Source organism: Deinococcus sp. AJ005, assembly GCF_009017495.1.
In the GTDB taxonomy this organism is placed as follows: Bacteria; Deinococcota; Deinococci; order Deinococcales; family Deinococcaceae; genus Deinococcus.
Window position 1 is genome coordinate 3,240,556 of the sequence record NZ_CP044990.1, and the last position, 13,043, is coordinate 3,253,598.

At 66.0% G+C, this 13,043-nt stretch carries 17 protein-coding genes; 7 read left to right on the forward strand and 10 right to left on the reverse strand.

Features of this window, described 5'->3' with window-relative positions:
- Positions 1-57 precede the first annotated feature (57 nt).
- The 3 genes from DAAJ005_RS17550 (at position 58) to DAAJ005_RS17560 (ending at position 3,191) form a co-directional block, all read left to right on the forward strand.
- Positions 58-1,920: an N-acetylmuramoyl-L-alanine amidase gene (locus DAAJ005_RS17550; RefSeq protein WP_151848220.1), complete on the forward strand. Its 1,863-nt coding sequence runs from the start codon at positions 58-60 to the stop codon at positions 1,918-1,920.
- On the forward strand, positions 1,921-2,307 hold the full coding sequence (locus tag DAAJ005_RS17555) for an MGMT family protein (protein WP_151848221.1): 387 nt from the start codon (positions 1,921-1,923) through the stop codon (positions 2,305-2,307).
- Positions 2,308-2,498: 191 nt separating this feature from the next.
- Positions 2,499-3,191 carry a c-type cytochrome gene (locus tag DAAJ005_RS17560; protein WP_151848222.1) on the forward strand — a complete coding sequence of 231 codons (693 nt, stop codon included), beginning with the start codon at positions 2,499-2,501 and terminating at the stop codon, positions 3,189-3,191.
- Between the two features lie 51 nt (positions 3,192-3,242).
- Here DAAJ005_RS17560 and DAAJ005_RS17565 read toward each other — a convergent pair whose 3' ends face one another.
- Complete coding sequence (locus tag DAAJ005_RS17565; protein WP_151848223.1) at positions 3,243-4,121, reverse strand: LysR family transcriptional regulator; 879 nt, start codon at positions 4,119-4,121, stop codon at positions 3,243-3,245.
- 71 nt (positions 4,122-4,192) lie between these two features.
- Here DAAJ005_RS17565 and DAAJ005_RS17570 point away from each other — a divergent pair, with 71 nt between their 5' ends.
- Positions 4,193-4,957 carry a class I SAM-dependent methyltransferase gene (locus DAAJ005_RS17570; protein WP_151848224.1) on the forward strand — a complete coding sequence of 255 codons (765 nt, stop codon included), beginning with the start codon at positions 4,193-4,195 and terminating at the stop codon, positions 4,955-4,957.
- Between the two features lie 76 nt (positions 4,958-5,033).
- Here DAAJ005_RS17570 and DAAJ005_RS17575 read toward each other — a convergent pair whose 3' ends face one another.
- From DAAJ005_RS17575 to DAAJ005_RS17610, 8 genes are all read right to left on the reverse strand, one after another.
- Positions 5,034-5,876, reverse strand: a complete 843-nt coding sequence (locus DAAJ005_RS17575; protein ID WP_151848225.1) for a hypothetical protein — start codon at positions 5,874-5,876, stop codon at positions 5,034-5,036.
- A 179-nt stretch (positions 5,877-6,055) separates the two neighbouring features.
- Positions 6,056-6,514, reverse strand: a complete 459-nt coding sequence (locus DAAJ005_RS17580; RefSeq protein WP_151848226.1) for a hypothetical protein — start codon at positions 6,512-6,514, stop codon at positions 6,056-6,058.
- Positions 6,511-6,879: an MmcQ/YjbR family DNA-binding protein gene (locus DAAJ005_RS17585; protein ID WP_151848227.1), complete on the reverse strand. Its 369-nt coding sequence runs from the start codon at positions 6,877-6,879 to the stop codon at positions 6,511-6,513. The genes DAAJ005_RS17580 and DAAJ005_RS17585 overlap by 4 nt, the downstream gene beginning before the upstream one ends.
- A gap of 18 nt (positions 6,880-6,897) precedes the next feature.
- On the reverse strand, positions 6,898-7,116 hold the full coding sequence (locus DAAJ005_RS17590) for a hypothetical protein (protein ID WP_151848228.1): 219 nt from the start codon (positions 7,114-7,116) through the stop codon (positions 6,898-6,900).
- Positions 7,117-7,229: 113 nt separating this feature from the next.
- A complete protein-coding gene (locus DAAJ005_RS17595; protein WP_151848229.1) occupies positions 7,230-8,585 on the reverse strand; it encodes a dienelactone hydrolase in 1,356 nt (451 codons plus the stop codon).
- A 111-nt stretch (positions 8,586-8,696) separates the two neighbouring features.
- Entirely contained in the window at positions 8,697-8,957 is a 261-nt protein-coding gene (locus DAAJ005_RS17600) for a hypothetical protein (protein ID WP_151848230.1), read from the reverse strand.
- Positions 8,958-9,068: 111 nt separating this feature from the next.
- Positions 9,069-9,488 carry a hypothetical protein gene (locus tag DAAJ005_RS17605; protein WP_151848231.1) on the reverse strand — a complete coding sequence of 140 codons (420 nt, stop codon included), beginning with the start codon at positions 9,486-9,488 and terminating at the stop codon, positions 9,069-9,071.
- Positions 9,489-9,591: 103 nt separating this feature from the next.
- Positions 9,592-10,467: a sulfurtransferase gene (locus DAAJ005_RS17610; protein ID WP_151848232.1), complete on the reverse strand. Its 876-nt coding sequence runs from the start codon at positions 10,465-10,467 to the stop codon at positions 9,592-9,594.
- A gap of 129 nt (positions 10,468-10,596) precedes the next feature.
- Between DAAJ005_RS17610 and DAAJ005_RS17615 the strand changes: the two genes are divergently transcribed.
- On the forward strand, positions 10,597-11,058 hold the full coding sequence (locus tag DAAJ005_RS17615) for a SufE family protein (RefSeq protein WP_151848233.1): 462 nt from the start codon (positions 10,597-10,599) through the stop codon (positions 11,056-11,058).
- A gap of 59 nt (positions 11,059-11,117) precedes the next feature.
- On the opposite strand, the gene DAAJ005_RS17620 is transcribed toward DAAJ005_RS17615, so the two are convergent.
- Positions 11,118-11,654, reverse strand: a complete 537-nt coding sequence (locus tag DAAJ005_RS17620) for a hypothetical protein (protein ID WP_151848234.1) — start codon at positions 11,652-11,654, stop codon at positions 11,118-11,120.
- 76 nt (positions 11,655-11,730) lie between these two features.
- Here DAAJ005_RS17620 and DAAJ005_RS17625 point away from each other — a divergent pair, with 76 nt between their 5' ends.
- Together DAAJ005_RS17625 and DAAJ005_RS17630 are read left to right on the forward strand one after the other, a co-directional pair.
- Entirely contained in the window at positions 11,731-12,525 is a 795-nt protein-coding gene (locus DAAJ005_RS17625) for a thymidylate synthase (protein WP_151848235.1), read from the forward strand.
- Positions 12,522-13,031: a dihydrofolate reductase gene (locus DAAJ005_RS17630; protein WP_226342519.1), complete on the forward strand. Its 510-nt coding sequence runs from the start codon at positions 12,522-12,524 to the stop codon at positions 13,029-13,031. Before DAAJ005_RS17625 ends, DAAJ005_RS17630 begins: the two co-directional genes overlap by 4 nt.
- Positions 13,032-13,043: the final 12 nt, after the last annotated feature.

Below are 13,043 nucleotides of genomic sequence, written 5' to 3' on the forward strand. Positions count from 1 at the left end.
TTCTATGAGTGCCAGAGCGTCCTTTCTCACCTGAAACATTGAATAGTGGGAAGAGTCATGAAGCAGAAGATTATTCTTTTCTCATCTGCCCTGCTTCTAGGGGTCGCTGGAACCGGTCTGGCACAAGCAAACCCGGCACAATCAAACTTGGCGCAGAGCAGCGACCCCTTTATACGCGAGGTTCCGGCGCAGGCCGCGCCCGTGTTGCGGGGCACGCCCGTCGCGGCCCCGGCCCCCATCAATCTGACAGGCGTTCAGGACGCCGCTTTCGGGTCGCCCCGTTCCAGCCAGAACGGCAGCATTACGCGCGTGGTCTTTGATCTACCCACTGGCGTCAGCTACACCCTGACCCCCACCTTTACCGGGTTGCGACTGGATATCCAGGGCGCGCGGGTGATCCCCACCGTGTCCGGCAAGCTGGGCGACAGTGTCAACGAGTACCGCGCCGGGGGCGGACAGGCCACGCTGATCACGCCCTATCCGCTGTCACTGACTGGGGGGTGGCAGGCCACCGAAACCACCATCGGCACGGGTGGGCGGGTGCTGATTCTGGATTTCGCTGCGTCCCTGACGGGTGGGGCCAGCGCAGAACTGGGCAAACAGGTCCGCACGGTGGCACAGGGCAGCGCGCCCTCGGCGGCAATTCCGGCGGCTCCTCCCCTGGCCCCGGTGGCCACAAGCCCCAAACTGACTCCTCCGGTGGCCCTCTCGGTGCCGCGCGCCGTTCCGGCACAGGTCATCCCAACGCAGGCCAATCCAGTCCAGGCCACCCCGCCCGGCGACGATGTCACGCCCGCGCCTGGTGGCCCGCTGCCGCCCGCGCCCGCGCTGCCCGGCGCGAATCCCGAAACCCCCAGCGCCCTGAGCGGTCAGGTACCGGGCACGGCCAGGGGCGCGATGCTGTCGCCGCCGCGCATCGGCAAGAATCCGGGGCAGACGCGGGTGGTGCTGGACCTGCCGCCGGGGACCACCTACCGGATCGTGCCGGGGGGCATCGGCCTGCGCGTGGAACTCAGCGGCGTCAGCGTGGTCCCGCAGGTGGCGCAGAACATCAGCCCGGAACTGCGCTCCTGGCGGGCCGAATCGACGCTGAGCGGGGCTGTCTTCACGCTGCTGACCGCCGCGCCCACCACCGCCCGCAGTGGTTGGCGTGCCCAGTTGCTGCCGCCCGCCAGCGGCGACCTGTCGCGGCTGGCCATCGACCTGTCGCCCGCGCTGGCCGATCTGACTCCACTCCTGCCCGAGCAAAAACTGCTGGCCGCCGTACCCGCCATCCCGGCGGCGCGCGGCATGGCGATTCTGGCCCTGAGTGCCAGTTACACGCGCCCGCGCGTGGTGATCGATCCCGGCCACGGCGGCAGGGATCCCGGCGCGGTGGGAGCGGTGATCGAGAAGGAAGTGGTGCTGGACGTGGCCCTGCGTGTGGCCGCCCTGCTGCGCGCCGCTGGCGTGGATGTGGTCCTGACCCGTGACCGGGACGGCGCACTGAATCCCGACAAGAACACCGACCTGACCATGCGCGCCAAGCTGGGCACCCCCGGCACGCAGTTGTTCGTGAGCATCCACGTCAACGCGATGGACGCCCGCAGCGCCCTGCGCGGCTACGGCGTCGAGACGTGGTGGAATCCCAACCATCCGCTGTCCAGCAGTCTGGCGGCACTGCTCCAGACCAACGTGGTGAGCGAAACCGGGGCGTTCTCACAGGGTCTCAAGAACAGCCAGTCGCTGGCGGTGCTGCGCAACAGCCGCATTCCCGCCGCGCTGATCGAGATCGGCTACACCAGCCATCCCGTCGACGGTCTGAATTTGCAGGACACCAATTACCGGGACCGCGTGGCGTTGGGCATCGCGCAGGGCATCCGTGAGGCGCTGGTGTCAGGCATCGTGGACGGCGGCGCGGTGGGCGGCGCGGGCAAATAGATGCCTGGAGAACCGGGGACCACCGGGGTCTCTGGCGAGTTCCAGGCGCGGATTCTGGCCCTGGTGGCACGCATTCCGCCGGGCCGGGTCATGACCTACGGCCAGTTGGCACTGCTGGCCGGGCATCCCGGCGCGGCGCGGCAGGCGGGCCATGTCATGAACGGCCTGATGGGCGGCCAGGACGGGGCGGGGGCCGATCTGCCGTGGCAGCGGGTCATCAACGCGCAGGGCCGTGTCAGCACCCACAAGCTGGGCTTTGGTGATCTTCAGGAGCGCCTGCTGAGTGCCGAGGGCGTGAGTTTCGACGCCTCCGGGCGCTGCGATCTGTCCGCACGTCAGTGGTGGCCCGAGGAAGACCGTGACGCCCCACCCGAGGCGCTGTTCTAGAGGCAACAGCGTCTGGCAGCAACAGCGGGTACGGCGGAATGTGCCTCTAGCAGCAGGCCCTCTGAACCAGGGATTGCGGCAGACGGGGCCACCATCCAGCCCACAATCTGTTCTGCTGGACACCTGCTTAAAGGCCGCCTAAAAGAGCTGGGGGCGGCACGTCCCGGTCCTCCCAGCGTATGCTGGGGGCCATGAACCGAACGCACCCCAAGCGCCGCCGTGACCCCTGGGTCGAGGGCAGTCTGGCTTCCTGGATGGCGGGCGTGACCCTGGGCGCGGTCCTGGGGATCACCCTGCTGATCGCCACCCCCCGGCTGATGGCCGCCCCAGGCGAGACCGCCAAAGCGCCCACCGCCGCCGCGCAGACCGCCGGTGCTTCCCCCAGCAGCTCGGCCACCCCGGAGATGTCTGGCACCGAAGGAACCGCCGACACCAACGCTCCCACCACCGAAACCCCCGCCGACAACCAGAGCAGCGGCGGCACCTTGCCCGCCGCGCAGTCTCCCGCCGTGGCGGAAAATACCACTGGTGACCCAGCCCAGCAGGACACCAACGGGGCGGCAGAACCGGTGGCTGCGGGCGGCACGGCAGACGCCGCGCCCACCCCCAACGCCGCCAAGGGTGACGCTGCGGCGGGCACCACCATCTTCGCCAGCAACTGCGCGGGTTGCCACGGTGCGGGCGGCGGCGGCGGCATCGGCCCCAGCCTGGTCACCGATCAGGGGCCGAAAGGCTGGACACTGGCCCAGTTCACCACCGTGCTGCGTGAGGGCAAACTGCCCGAGGGCCGTGAACTGAGCGCCGTGATGCCCCGTTTCGCCGACGCCCAGCTCAGCGATACCCAGATCGCCGACGTGCTGGCCCACATCAAAACCCTGAACTGATTTTTTTCTAGGCGAAGTCGCCGTCCTGTACGAACAGAGCGGCGATTTCGTCTATCCGGCCTGAACCAGCCGTCCAGCAAGCGCCCGCAGGTCTGCCCGGTCCTCGTCGGCCACGCGGTAGGCCATGCGCCAGCGCTCGGGGGCGATCAGCGGGCGGACATTCCACAGTTCGCGCACGCGGCCCCGTTCCAGGGCGTCCTGCACCGCGAACAGCGGCACCAGCGTGGCCCCCAGTCCCACCTCTGCCGCGCCCACCACCGCGCGCAGATCGGGGGCCACCAGCATCTGCCGGGCCGCGAACCGCTCGCCCAGAACACCCAGAAAGAATCGCCGCGTCACAGGCAATTCCACGCTGGAGCTGACCCAGGGACGGGCATTGAGCCACCCCGCCAGACTGCCCAGCGGCATCTCCGGCGCGGGCCAGTCGGGTGGGCCGATCAAGACATATGGCACCCCGGCCAGTGCCCTCTCGCTCAGGGCGCGGCCCTGGACCGCAACGCTGACCAGCGCGGCGTCCAGCGTTCCAGCCTCCACGCGCTCCAGCAGACCGCGCGCCTCGCCGAAGCTGAGGTGCAGGGGCTGTTCCCAGCCTTCCAGGCGCGGCAGAACGTGGCCGTGCAGGAATTCCGGCGTGCTGCCCAGCCGCAGCGGCGTGTCGACCAGGATGGGGCGTGACACGCGCAGGCCACGGGCCACGTTGTTCAGCCGGTCCACCGCGTCCGCCACGGCGGCATACAGCAGCTTGCCACGTTCGGTGGGCGTCACGCCGCGCGGCGTGCGGATGAACAGCGCCTCGCCCACGCGGGCCTCCAGTGCGGCCAACTGGGCGCTGACCGCAGGCTGGGTCAGGTGCCGCTCGCGGGCCGCGCCGCTGACACTGCCAGCCCGGTAAATCGCCACGAACACCCGGAACGCCTCCGCCATTGCCATCAGGTTCTGTTATACCGCCCAGCAGCAGCCATGATTTGAAGTCATGGGCCAGGGCCGCGCACAATCGGCTCATGTCCACTTCCTCGTCCAGCAATCAATTCAACGCCCACGCCAGCAAGTACGCCGCCAGCGAGGTCCACAGGCACGGCCCCAGCCTGCCCGTGCTACTGGACTACTCCGCACCCACACCGCAGGACCGCGCGCTGGATGTGGCGACGGGGACGGGCAATACGGCGCACGCCCTGGCTCCTTTCGTGAAGGAAGTCGTGGGCCTGGATCTGGCCGAGGGGATGCTGGCCCACGCCCGGCAACGCGCCCAGGACGACGTGCAGACTAACGCCAGCTTCGTGGTGGGCAGCGCTGAGGACATTCCCTTCCCCGACGCCTCTTTCACGCTGGTCACGTCGCGCCATGCCCCGCACCACTTTCTGAATCTGGACCGCTTTCTGGCCGAGGCGTTTCGCGTGCTGGAAGGCGGCGGGCGGCTGGTGGTGGCCGATCAAATCAGCCCCACCCCCGCCGTGCAAGTGTGGATGGACGAATACCAGACCCTGCGCGATCCTAGCCACCACGCCCAGCGCACCGTGGAGGCGTGGCGGAAGCTGGCGCAGGAGGCGGGCTTCGTGTGGACGCCGCATACGCTGGTCCCGTATCGCCTGGACTTCGCATGGTGGACGGCGCAGTCCGGTTGCACACCCGAAACTGTGGAACGCCTGCGTGCCCATGCCGACGCCCTGAGCGAGTCTGAACGGCAGGCGGCTGGGCTGGAATACGGCGGCGGCGAACTGGTGGCCCACCACGAGCAGATGATGGTGGTGCGGCTGGAGAAACGCTGAATGCTCATCGGGGTCAGGTGTCTGGCGGCGGTCCAATCTGCGGGTAAGGTTGGAGAGAAGCCAGAGCTTTTTGCCCTTACCGCAGCCGGATAGACGGCCCCAGAAAGACCGCGTACAGCAGTGTGAACAGCAGTCCGCCAAGGGTCCAGGCCCAGTTGCGGGGCAGCGCCAGCGGCGGCTGGCTGCTCTGGACGTGGCGGTTCATGAACTGCATGGTCCACGCCAGCCCAGAGGTACCGCCCAGGCTGGCAGCAGCAGCAGAGGTCAACACGATCACCAGCCCCAGCGGGTTGAACAGGCCCACCAGCACCGACACCACTCCACCTGCCAGATAACTGGTCAGAGACAGGCGCTGGGCGTGCCGGACACGCGCCACCCCCTCTCCACCGATGACTGCGCCCATTCGGGCCAGCATGACGCGCACGCTCAGGGTGTAGGCGGCCACGCCCAGCGCCACCAGCAGTGTGCGCCACAGCCACTCGGGAGACAGTTCATAGGCCGCGCCGTCCCGACTGGTGCCGAAATCGCCCAGACCCGTTACACCGGAGAAGAGCAGGTAGCCGCTGGCCGTCAGCGCCCCCACCGAACCGAGCAGCCACAGAAAAAAAATCAGATGGGGCGAGGTCACCCGGCCAGCGCGCAGAACCGCGAAGCAGACCAACCCCGTCAGCAGGCTGACCAGCGGCCCGGCCAGCGCCACCAGCCGGATACCCAGATCCGACATCCCGCCGTAAGAACAGTCCACATAAAACGCGCCCAGTTCGCGCAGGGTGCCGCCCAGGGCCAGACAACTCACGGCATGTCCCAGATGCTCATGGAGCGCGGTGCCCAGCAGGTAGGCTAGGAAAGCGATGGAAACCACGGTCAGAAGGTCGATCGGAACCCGGCGGACAGAGGGGACGGACGCGGCGCTGGTCATGGCTGGGCCTCCTTGAGGGGTTGAGGCGATCATTCAAGCATGCGCGCGGTCAAGACATGCAGTTCTACCGCTGCGGCCCACCCAGACCCCCGGCCAGCGCGTCCTGCGAAAGTCTGTACAGCGCCCACTGCCCCGCCGCGAACCACGCGCCCAGCAACGTGAAGCCCAGGCATAGTACCCTATACCCCCAGTGTCAGCCTGCGCCCGCTGCGCTCCACGGTCTGTCGCCACGCCGCCGCCGATTCACGGGCCTCGGCCAGCTCAGGCATGGGCGGGCGGGTTCTCAGGGCGTCCTCCCACCCGGCGGTCAGGGTCACGGCGGTATTCAGCGCCTCCTTGCCAAAGGCCAGATCCAGAAACGGCGCGGCGCGTGCGCCCTCGGCCAGCCTGTTCAGCGCCCCCACCGCCGCCAGCGTCTGCGGGTCGGCCAGCGGATCAAACGGCGCAAGGGTGGCCTGCGCGTCGGCCAGCCGGGTTTCCAGCGTCTGAAGCTGCCAGTCCGCACGCTCCAGCGCGGCGCGGGCTGGAATCAGCGCCGCGAAGACGCCCACCCACATCGCCAGCACCAGCACGGCGGCCAGCCACAGCCCGCCCAGACCCAGACTACGGGCCAGCCGGACGCGGCGGCGGGGATTCACGGCGCTGAAGTCAGGCCCAGTTCCGCCCGCGCCGCCCGTGTCAGGCCTGCCACCACCAGCGCGTGACTGCCCTCCAGCAGTTCGCCCACCAGCACATCCGGCAGGCTGCCGTCCAGCGTCAGCGTGACCCAGTGGCGTTTGTTCAGATGGTAGCCGGGAACGATGGCCGCGTGGGCGGCGCGCAGATCGTCACCCCGCTCAGGGCGCACCTTGAGCGACAGCGTGAGCGGGTCCGCCGAGATGTCGCTCAACCCATAGACCTTACCGCCCACCTTCCAGACCAGCGTCGTAGGGCCGAAGGGAAAGGTTTCCTGCGAGCAGGCCAGCCACGCGCACGCCTCCCGCAGTTGGGCCACTGTTTGCATGGCTCCAGAATACGGCGCTCAGCTTTCTGCCGTCGGGTCCACTCCCTCCTCCGTTTCCAGTGCCAGATTCGCCTCGGTCATGGAGGCGTCGCCGCCCAGCAGACCCGTGACCTCCCCGGCGCTCATGCCGTCGCCTGTGGGGGCCGGAACTTCCGGCAGCGTGCGCTGGGGCAAGCCTTCAGGCGTGTGGAGGGTGGGCTGAGTACCTTGCTCACCCTCGGAATCGTTTTTCGTCATGCCCCAGCATGGGCCACAGAGGTCAGGAAAAGTTGAGAGGGGCTGAAAGCAGGGCAGAACATAGGAGAGGGGCGCGGCAAGTGCAATGCCGCGCCCCTGATTCTCCATAACCCTTATTTGGGCATCATCTTGTACAGCTCCATTCCCCGCGCGGTGCGGTCCTTGAAGCCCTTCCAGGAGGTGTCGTCGGCCTTCGGCGTGCCATCGGCGTTGCGGCTCACCTTGATGTCGTTGGACAGGGGGGTGGGCACGTTCAGGTAGGCGGCGTCTTCCGTCTTGCCCTTCAGTTTCCAGTCCAGGAAGGCCGTCACGAAATGCTGGTTGATGTTGTTCAGGCGGCCCATGTCCCAGGCGGGTTCGGCGTAGTGCATGTAGTCGTCGAAGCTGTTGATGGACGCGGCGGGGGGCGGGTTGGGCGCGGCGTTGTGCGAGGCGTTCTCGTAGACCAGCATGTAGCGCTCGGCGTTCACGGCGTTTTCAAACAGCGGCTTCACACCGCCCTCGTAGAAGGCCACGTCGTCACGGCTGCCCACCACGAACATGGTGGGGACCTTCAGGCCAGCCAGTCCGTCGTCGTTCCAGAAACCGTACTTGCCGCCAAAATTGACGCCGATGCTCTTCACGGCGGCGTCGCCACCCCACGGCGCGAAGGCCACCACGGCCTTGATGCGCGGGTCCACCTTGAAATTGCCGACCTCGCGCACCTTGAGCGCGTCGCCGGGAATCAACGGCCCCATTTCCGGGCCGTAACCCGCTCCAGCCGCGTTCAGTGCGCCGTAGCCGCCCATGCTGTAGCCCACCAGCGCGGTATCGTCGGCGTTGATCAGGCCGCTCAGCGGTGAGCCGCTGCCTGCCGCGCCCAGCCGGGCCATCTCGCCCAGCACGAAGTTGTCGTCTATCGCCCGGTTCAGCAGCGTGCTGCCAAAGGCGGCCTTGTCGGCGGTGGTGCTGTCGGTATGATCGATGGCCACCACGATGTAGCCCTTGCTCGCCAGATTCTCGGTCAGGTAGGTCATCAGGTAACGGCTACCCGGATAGCCGTGAGACACGATCACCAGCGGGTACGGGGCCTTGCCTGCCACGGGCGGCGCGTCGCGGGTGGCGCGGCCCAGCGTGATGAACGGCGTGTTGGGGCGCTTGGGATCATTGGGGCCGCTGCCCAGAAAATCGGTGTAGGTGGTGACGCCCGAACCGCTGTCGCCCTGCGCCGGATACCAGACCTCCACGGTGAGCGGGCGGTCATAGCGGGGAACGTCGCCTTCCTTGGGCGCATTCACGATGTCCAGTTGGCCGGGGTTGGTCAGCTTCAGCGTCCGCACGCCCACCGCGTAGGGGCCGCGTGCGCTCAGCTCGGGTGCGTCGGGGCGGGCGTCGCCAGGGATCGACTGGGATGGGGCCGAGGCCGCCAGTTGGGCGTGGGCGGCGGGAACGAGCAGGGCCAGGGTCAAAAACAGAGCTGATCTTTTCATGGCGGGAAACCTCCGGGGAACAGGCAACGGCACTCGCCGCGCAGAGGCAGCAGGCTTGGATTGTCGATGCGGGGCTTAGCCTAGCTCCAAAGTGGGGAGGCCATGCGGGAATCAGCCGGGCTGCCACCCGCCGTCGCCGCGCAAGGCCAGCAAATCCAACTCCCACAGCAGTGCGGCATGGAGTTCGGGGTCCAGACCGGAGGTGGCGGCCTCGTGCAGCAAATCCTCGATCATCTCAGCACAGAGGATGGGCTGTCCTTCCAGATGACTCAGCCGCACCCATCCGTTTATCAACACGTCCAGCGTCAGCAGCGTTTCGCCCGCCTCATCCCGCAGATGGACGAGGGTGCGCTGGACCGCAGGAGCATTCATTCACCCCGAGTTTAGCGGTCAGCAGTTCAAGCACCAAAAAGAGAAACTGGAGATCCACACTCAGCGGCCTCCAGTCTGCTTCAGATGTGGTTGAACTCAGAGGTGTTGGGATCAGCGCCCGTGTGTTCCTTCTGCCGGGAAATCATCGGGGATGAAGTTGAAGATTTCCAGGTCATCCACACTGTCACCCGCTCCCTGAAGCTGGGCCAGTTCAGCGGCGCTGGCACGCGGCTGCTGCGTGTCGTGGCCGTACCCCAGCGCGTCGGCCATCACGGCGGCGGGCACGGCGGAGAACATCCGGGCGGCCTGCGCGGGGGTGGCGTCCAGCAGCACGTCGGACAGCACCTCATCGGGAATGTCCTGGGAAATGCGGGAGCGGGCAGCGGCGATGGCAGCGGGGTCCAGTTCGGGCCGCTCGGCGGTTTCCTCGTCCAGATGGGCGGTGCCGGGCGGACGCAGCCCACGTAGACCCTTGCCCCGCCACCAGAACGCCGCCAGCAGCAACACGGCCACAACCACCACGAATATCATGGCCGCAGGTTACGGCCCGCCATCTCACGGCATTCTGCCCGCCAGCGGCATGAATGACGGGAATTACACACTGCTGCCCCCAGTGGGCCACCCGCCCGGACGCCTACGCCTCGCTGTAGGTCTTCTCGATGGGCATGCCCACCGCGTTGCCCCACTCGGTCCAGCTTCCGTCGTAATTGCGGACCTTGGGGTAGCCCAGCAGCTCGCGCAGCACAAACCAACTGTGGCTGCTGCGTTCGGCAATCCGGCAGTACGCGATGACGTCCTTATCGGGGGTCACGCCCTCACCCGCATACAGCTCCTTCAACTCGTCGGCGCTTTTAAAGGTGCCGTCCTCGTTGGTGGCCTTGGCCCACGGAATGCTGCGTGCGCCGGGAATGTGGCCGCCGCGCAGCACGCCTTCTTGCGGATAGTTCGCCATGTGCGTGACCTTGCCCGAAAACTCGTCGGGGCTGCGGACATCCACCAGTGCGCCCTTGCCCGCCTGCACGCTTTCCAGGTGCGCCCGGACCTCGTCGCGGTAGGCCCGCAGGCTCTCGTCACGGGTCAGTTGGGGATACTGGGTGGCCTCAATGGTGGGGTAATCGGTACTGGTTTCGCGCTCCTCGGCCATCCATTTCTGACGTCCGCCGTTCATCAGCTTGAGGTTCTGCACGCCGCTGTAAGACAGGAACCAGTACGCGTAGGAGGCCCACCAGTTGCTCTTATCGCCGTACAGGATGATCTGGTCACCCTCTTTGATTCCCAGACGTCCCAGCAACTCCGACACCTGATCCGGGCCAATAAAGTCGCGCTCCACTGGATGCCAGAAGTCGGTCTGCCAGTCCACCTTGACTGCGCCGGGGATGTGGCCGGTGTCGTACAACAAAATATCCTCGTCCACTTCAATCAGGCGGACGCCGGGGGTATTCAGGTTCTGGGCCACCCAGTCGGTGTTGACAAGTACATCTTTTACATATCCCGAATCAATACTGTCCATAAATTGAACCTCCAGAGTTGCTCTGCTCAGATCTTCTCGCCAGAGTCTAACCTTCACCACTAGTTGACCGATCATGTCAACTGGACAAACCTCACCATAGCGGGCCGGGGCGGGGCGGTACAGTGACGCATGACCTCTGATCCTTCCTCCAGCGCTGTTCTCCCTGACAAGCTCCAGGGCATTGTGAGCATGTTCAAAAGTGCGCCCAAGTCGCTGCGCCTGCAAGCCCTGCTGGAATACAGCCGCAAGCTGCCGCCGCTGCCCGCCAAGTACGTGGAACACCCGGAATTCATGCAGCCGGTCCCCGAATGCACCAGCCCGTTCTTTCTGGTGACCGAGCAGGACGGGAGCGGCGGCGTCAACATGTATTTCAAGGTGCCCGAGGAAGCCCCCACCGTGCGCGGCTACGCGGGCATTCTGCATGAAGCGCTGGACGGGGCCTCGCCCGAGACCATCCTGAACATTCCCGACGACTTCTACATGAACATGGGCCTGTCCGAACTGATCACGCCGATGCGCCTGCGCGGCATGGGCGCGATCCTGATGCGCCTGAAGAACGTGGTGCGCGAGGGTGAGAAGGCGGAAAGCTAGAGCCTCAGCTTCCGTTCTGAAAGATCAGCCCCTCTCCTGCAAGTGGAGAGGGGTTTTGCCTATTCTCTACTCGGCAGCACCCTGTCCAGTGCCAGCGCGGTCAATCCCAGCCCCAAGCCGTAGGCCAGATGCGCGCCCAGACGGTTGATGTGGCCCTTCGGGGTGGACCCACCGGGACCGTCCTGAAGCCCCATCAGCGGCACCAGTCCCTCGTCCATCAGCGCCCACAGGCCAACGCCGAAGATGGCGGCCTTGAAAGGCTGATCGGGGCCAGCCAGCGCGCCATATAGCCCGCCGTTCAATACACCCATGCCCCAGTGGACGCCTTCGCTGAGAGCGGTACGGGTGCCGTCTTTCCTGGGGGTATGGCCCTCGGCGGCCTCGTAAGCCAGCCTGCCCAGCGCGGCGGTACTGCTCTCGCCAGGGGCGTGCAACTGCCCCAGCGGCGCGATGCTGTGGCGGTCCGGCGTCGGTTTCTGATCGCCTTCCCCATCACCCTGAAGCAGCGGGGCAACCCGTGTCCAGTATTGCCCCATCGCCAGCGTCCCCACGGCCCCACCGATCAGGCCGATCACGATATTTCGGAAGAATGCCATTCCATAGAGTAAGAACAAATACTGTTCTGGCCGCCGAACATAAAGGAAGTGGGAACGCTCCTCTACACTGTTCGCCATGCAGCCCTACCTCGACCTGATGCGGCAGATTCTGGACCACGGCGCGGTGAAAACAGACCGCACCGGCACGGGCACCCGCAGCATCTTTGGCGCGCAGATGCGCTTTGATCTGGCGGACGGCTTTCCACTGGTCACCACCAAGAAGATTCACCTGAAGTCCGTGATTCACGAATTGCTGTGGTTCTTATCGGGCAGCAGCAATGTGGGGTATTTGCAGGACAACGGCGTGAAAATCTGGGACGAGTGGGCGGATGAACAGGGCGAACTCGGCCCGGTGTATGGCGTGCAGTGGCGCAACTGGCCCACGCCGGACGGGCGGCACATCGACCAGATCGCGCAGGTGGTCGATCAGATCAGAACCAACCCCGATTCCCGCCGCCTGATCGTCAGCGCGTGGAATGTGGGCGAGATCGAAAACATGGCCCTGCCCGCGTGCCACGCGTTGTTTCAGTTCTACGTGGCCGATGGACGCCTGAGCTGTCAGCTCTACCAGCGCAGCGCAGATGTGTTTCTCGGCGTGCCGTTCAACATCGCTTCCTACGCCCTGCTGACCATGATGGTGGCGCAGGTCTGTGATTTGCAGCCAGGGGACTTCGTCTGGACGGGCGGCGACTGCCATCTGTACAGCAACCATCTGGAGCAGGCGCGCGAGCAACTGACGCGTAACCCCAGGCCGCTGCCCACCATGCACCTGAACCCGGACGTGAAAGACCTGCTGGACTTCAAATACGCGGACTTTAAGCTCACAGGCTACGAGCCGCACCCACACATTAAGGCGACGGTGGCCGTTTGACCCTGCATCCAAAAAAATCACGCGTGACGTTCGTGGTGGCGATGGCCGAGAACCGCGTGATCGGTAAGGATGGCGACTTGCCGTGGCGTCTGCCCGCCGATCTGGCGCATTTCAAGCGGCTGACCGTGGGCAAGCCGGTGGTGATGGGCCGCAAGGTCTATGACTCGATTGGCAGGCCGCTGCCCGACAGACAGAACATCGTCCTGACGCGCAATCCAGACTTTCAGGCTCCCGGCTGTATCGTCGTCCACTCGTCAGGGGAAGCGTTAGAAGCCGCCGCTGGCCCAGACATCATGATTATCGGCGGCGAGGAGATTTACCGGCTGTATCTGCCACAGGTAGGGCGGGTGGAACTGACCCTGATCCATGCGGAGATCGGGGGCGATACCTTTTTCCCTGAACTGCCGGGCCAGTGGACGGAAACGGCGCGGCGTGAGCGGGCGGCAGATGAGCGCAACCCATATGACCTCAGTTTTCTGACGCTGGAGCGGACCCCTCTTCCATAACGCTACGGTAAC

What these genes read in the sequence shown, in the direction of transcription:
- DAAJ005_RS17550 (WP_151848220.1), top strand. Translation starts at nt 58, where the DNA reads ATGAAGCAGAAGATTATTCTTTTCTCATCTGCCCTGCTTCTAGGGGTC.
- DAAJ005_RS17555 (WP_151848221.1), top strand. Translation starts at nt 1,921, where the DNA reads ATGCCTGGAGAACCGGGGACCACCGGGGTCTCTGGCGAGTTCCAGGCG.
- DAAJ005_RS17560 (WP_151848222.1), top strand. Translation starts at nt 2,499, where the DNA reads ATGAACCGAACGCACCCCAAGCGCCGCCGTGACCCCTGGGTCGAGGGC.
- DAAJ005_RS17565 (WP_151848223.1), bottom strand. Translation starts at nt 4,121, where the DNA reads ATGGCAATGGCGGAGGCGTTCCGGGTGTTCGTGGCGATTTACCGGGCT.
- DAAJ005_RS17570 (WP_151848224.1), top strand. Translation starts at nt 4,193, where the DNA reads ATGTCCACTTCCTCGTCCAGCAATCAATTCAACGCCCACGCCAGCAAG.
- DAAJ005_RS17575 (WP_151848225.1), bottom strand. Translation starts at nt 5,876, where the DNA reads ATGACCAGCGCCGCGTCCGTCCCCTCTGTCCGCCGGGTTCCGATCGAC.
- DAAJ005_RS17585 (WP_151848227.1), bottom strand. Translation starts at nt 6,879, where the DNA reads ATGCAAACAGTGGCCCAACTGCGGGAGGCGTGCGCGTGGCTGGCCTGC.
- DAAJ005_RS17590 (WP_151848228.1), bottom strand. Translation starts at nt 7,116, where the DNA reads ATGACGAAAAACGATTCCGAGGGTGAGCAAGGTACTCAGCCCACCCTC.
- DAAJ005_RS17595 (WP_151848229.1), bottom strand. Translation starts at nt 8,585, where the DNA reads ATGAAAAGATCAGCTCTGTTTTTGACCCTGGCCCTGCTCGTTCCCGCC.
- DAAJ005_RS17600 (WP_151848230.1), bottom strand. Translation starts at nt 8,957, where the DNA reads ATGAATGCTCCTGCGGTCCAGCGCACCCTCGTCCATCTGCGGGATGAG.
- DAAJ005_RS17605 (WP_151848231.1), bottom strand. Translation starts at nt 9,488, where the DNA reads ATGATATTCGTGGTGGTTGTGGCCGTGTTGCTGCTGGCGGCGTTCTGG.
- DAAJ005_RS17610 (WP_151848232.1), bottom strand. Translation starts at nt 10,467, where the DNA reads ATGGACAGTATTGATTCGGGATATGTAAAAGATGTACTTGTCAACACC.
- DAAJ005_RS17615 (WP_151848233.1), top strand. Translation starts at nt 10,597, where the DNA reads ATGACCTCTGATCCTTCCTCCAGCGCTGTTCTCCCTGACAAGCTCCAG.
- DAAJ005_RS17620 (WP_151848234.1), bottom strand. Translation starts at nt 11,654, where the DNA reads ATGGCATTCTTCCGAAATATCGTGATCGGCCTGATCGGTGGGGCCGTG.
- DAAJ005_RS17625 (WP_151848235.1), top strand. Translation starts at nt 11,731, where the DNA reads ATGCAGCCCTACCTCGACCTGATGCGGCAGATTCTGGACCACGGCGCG.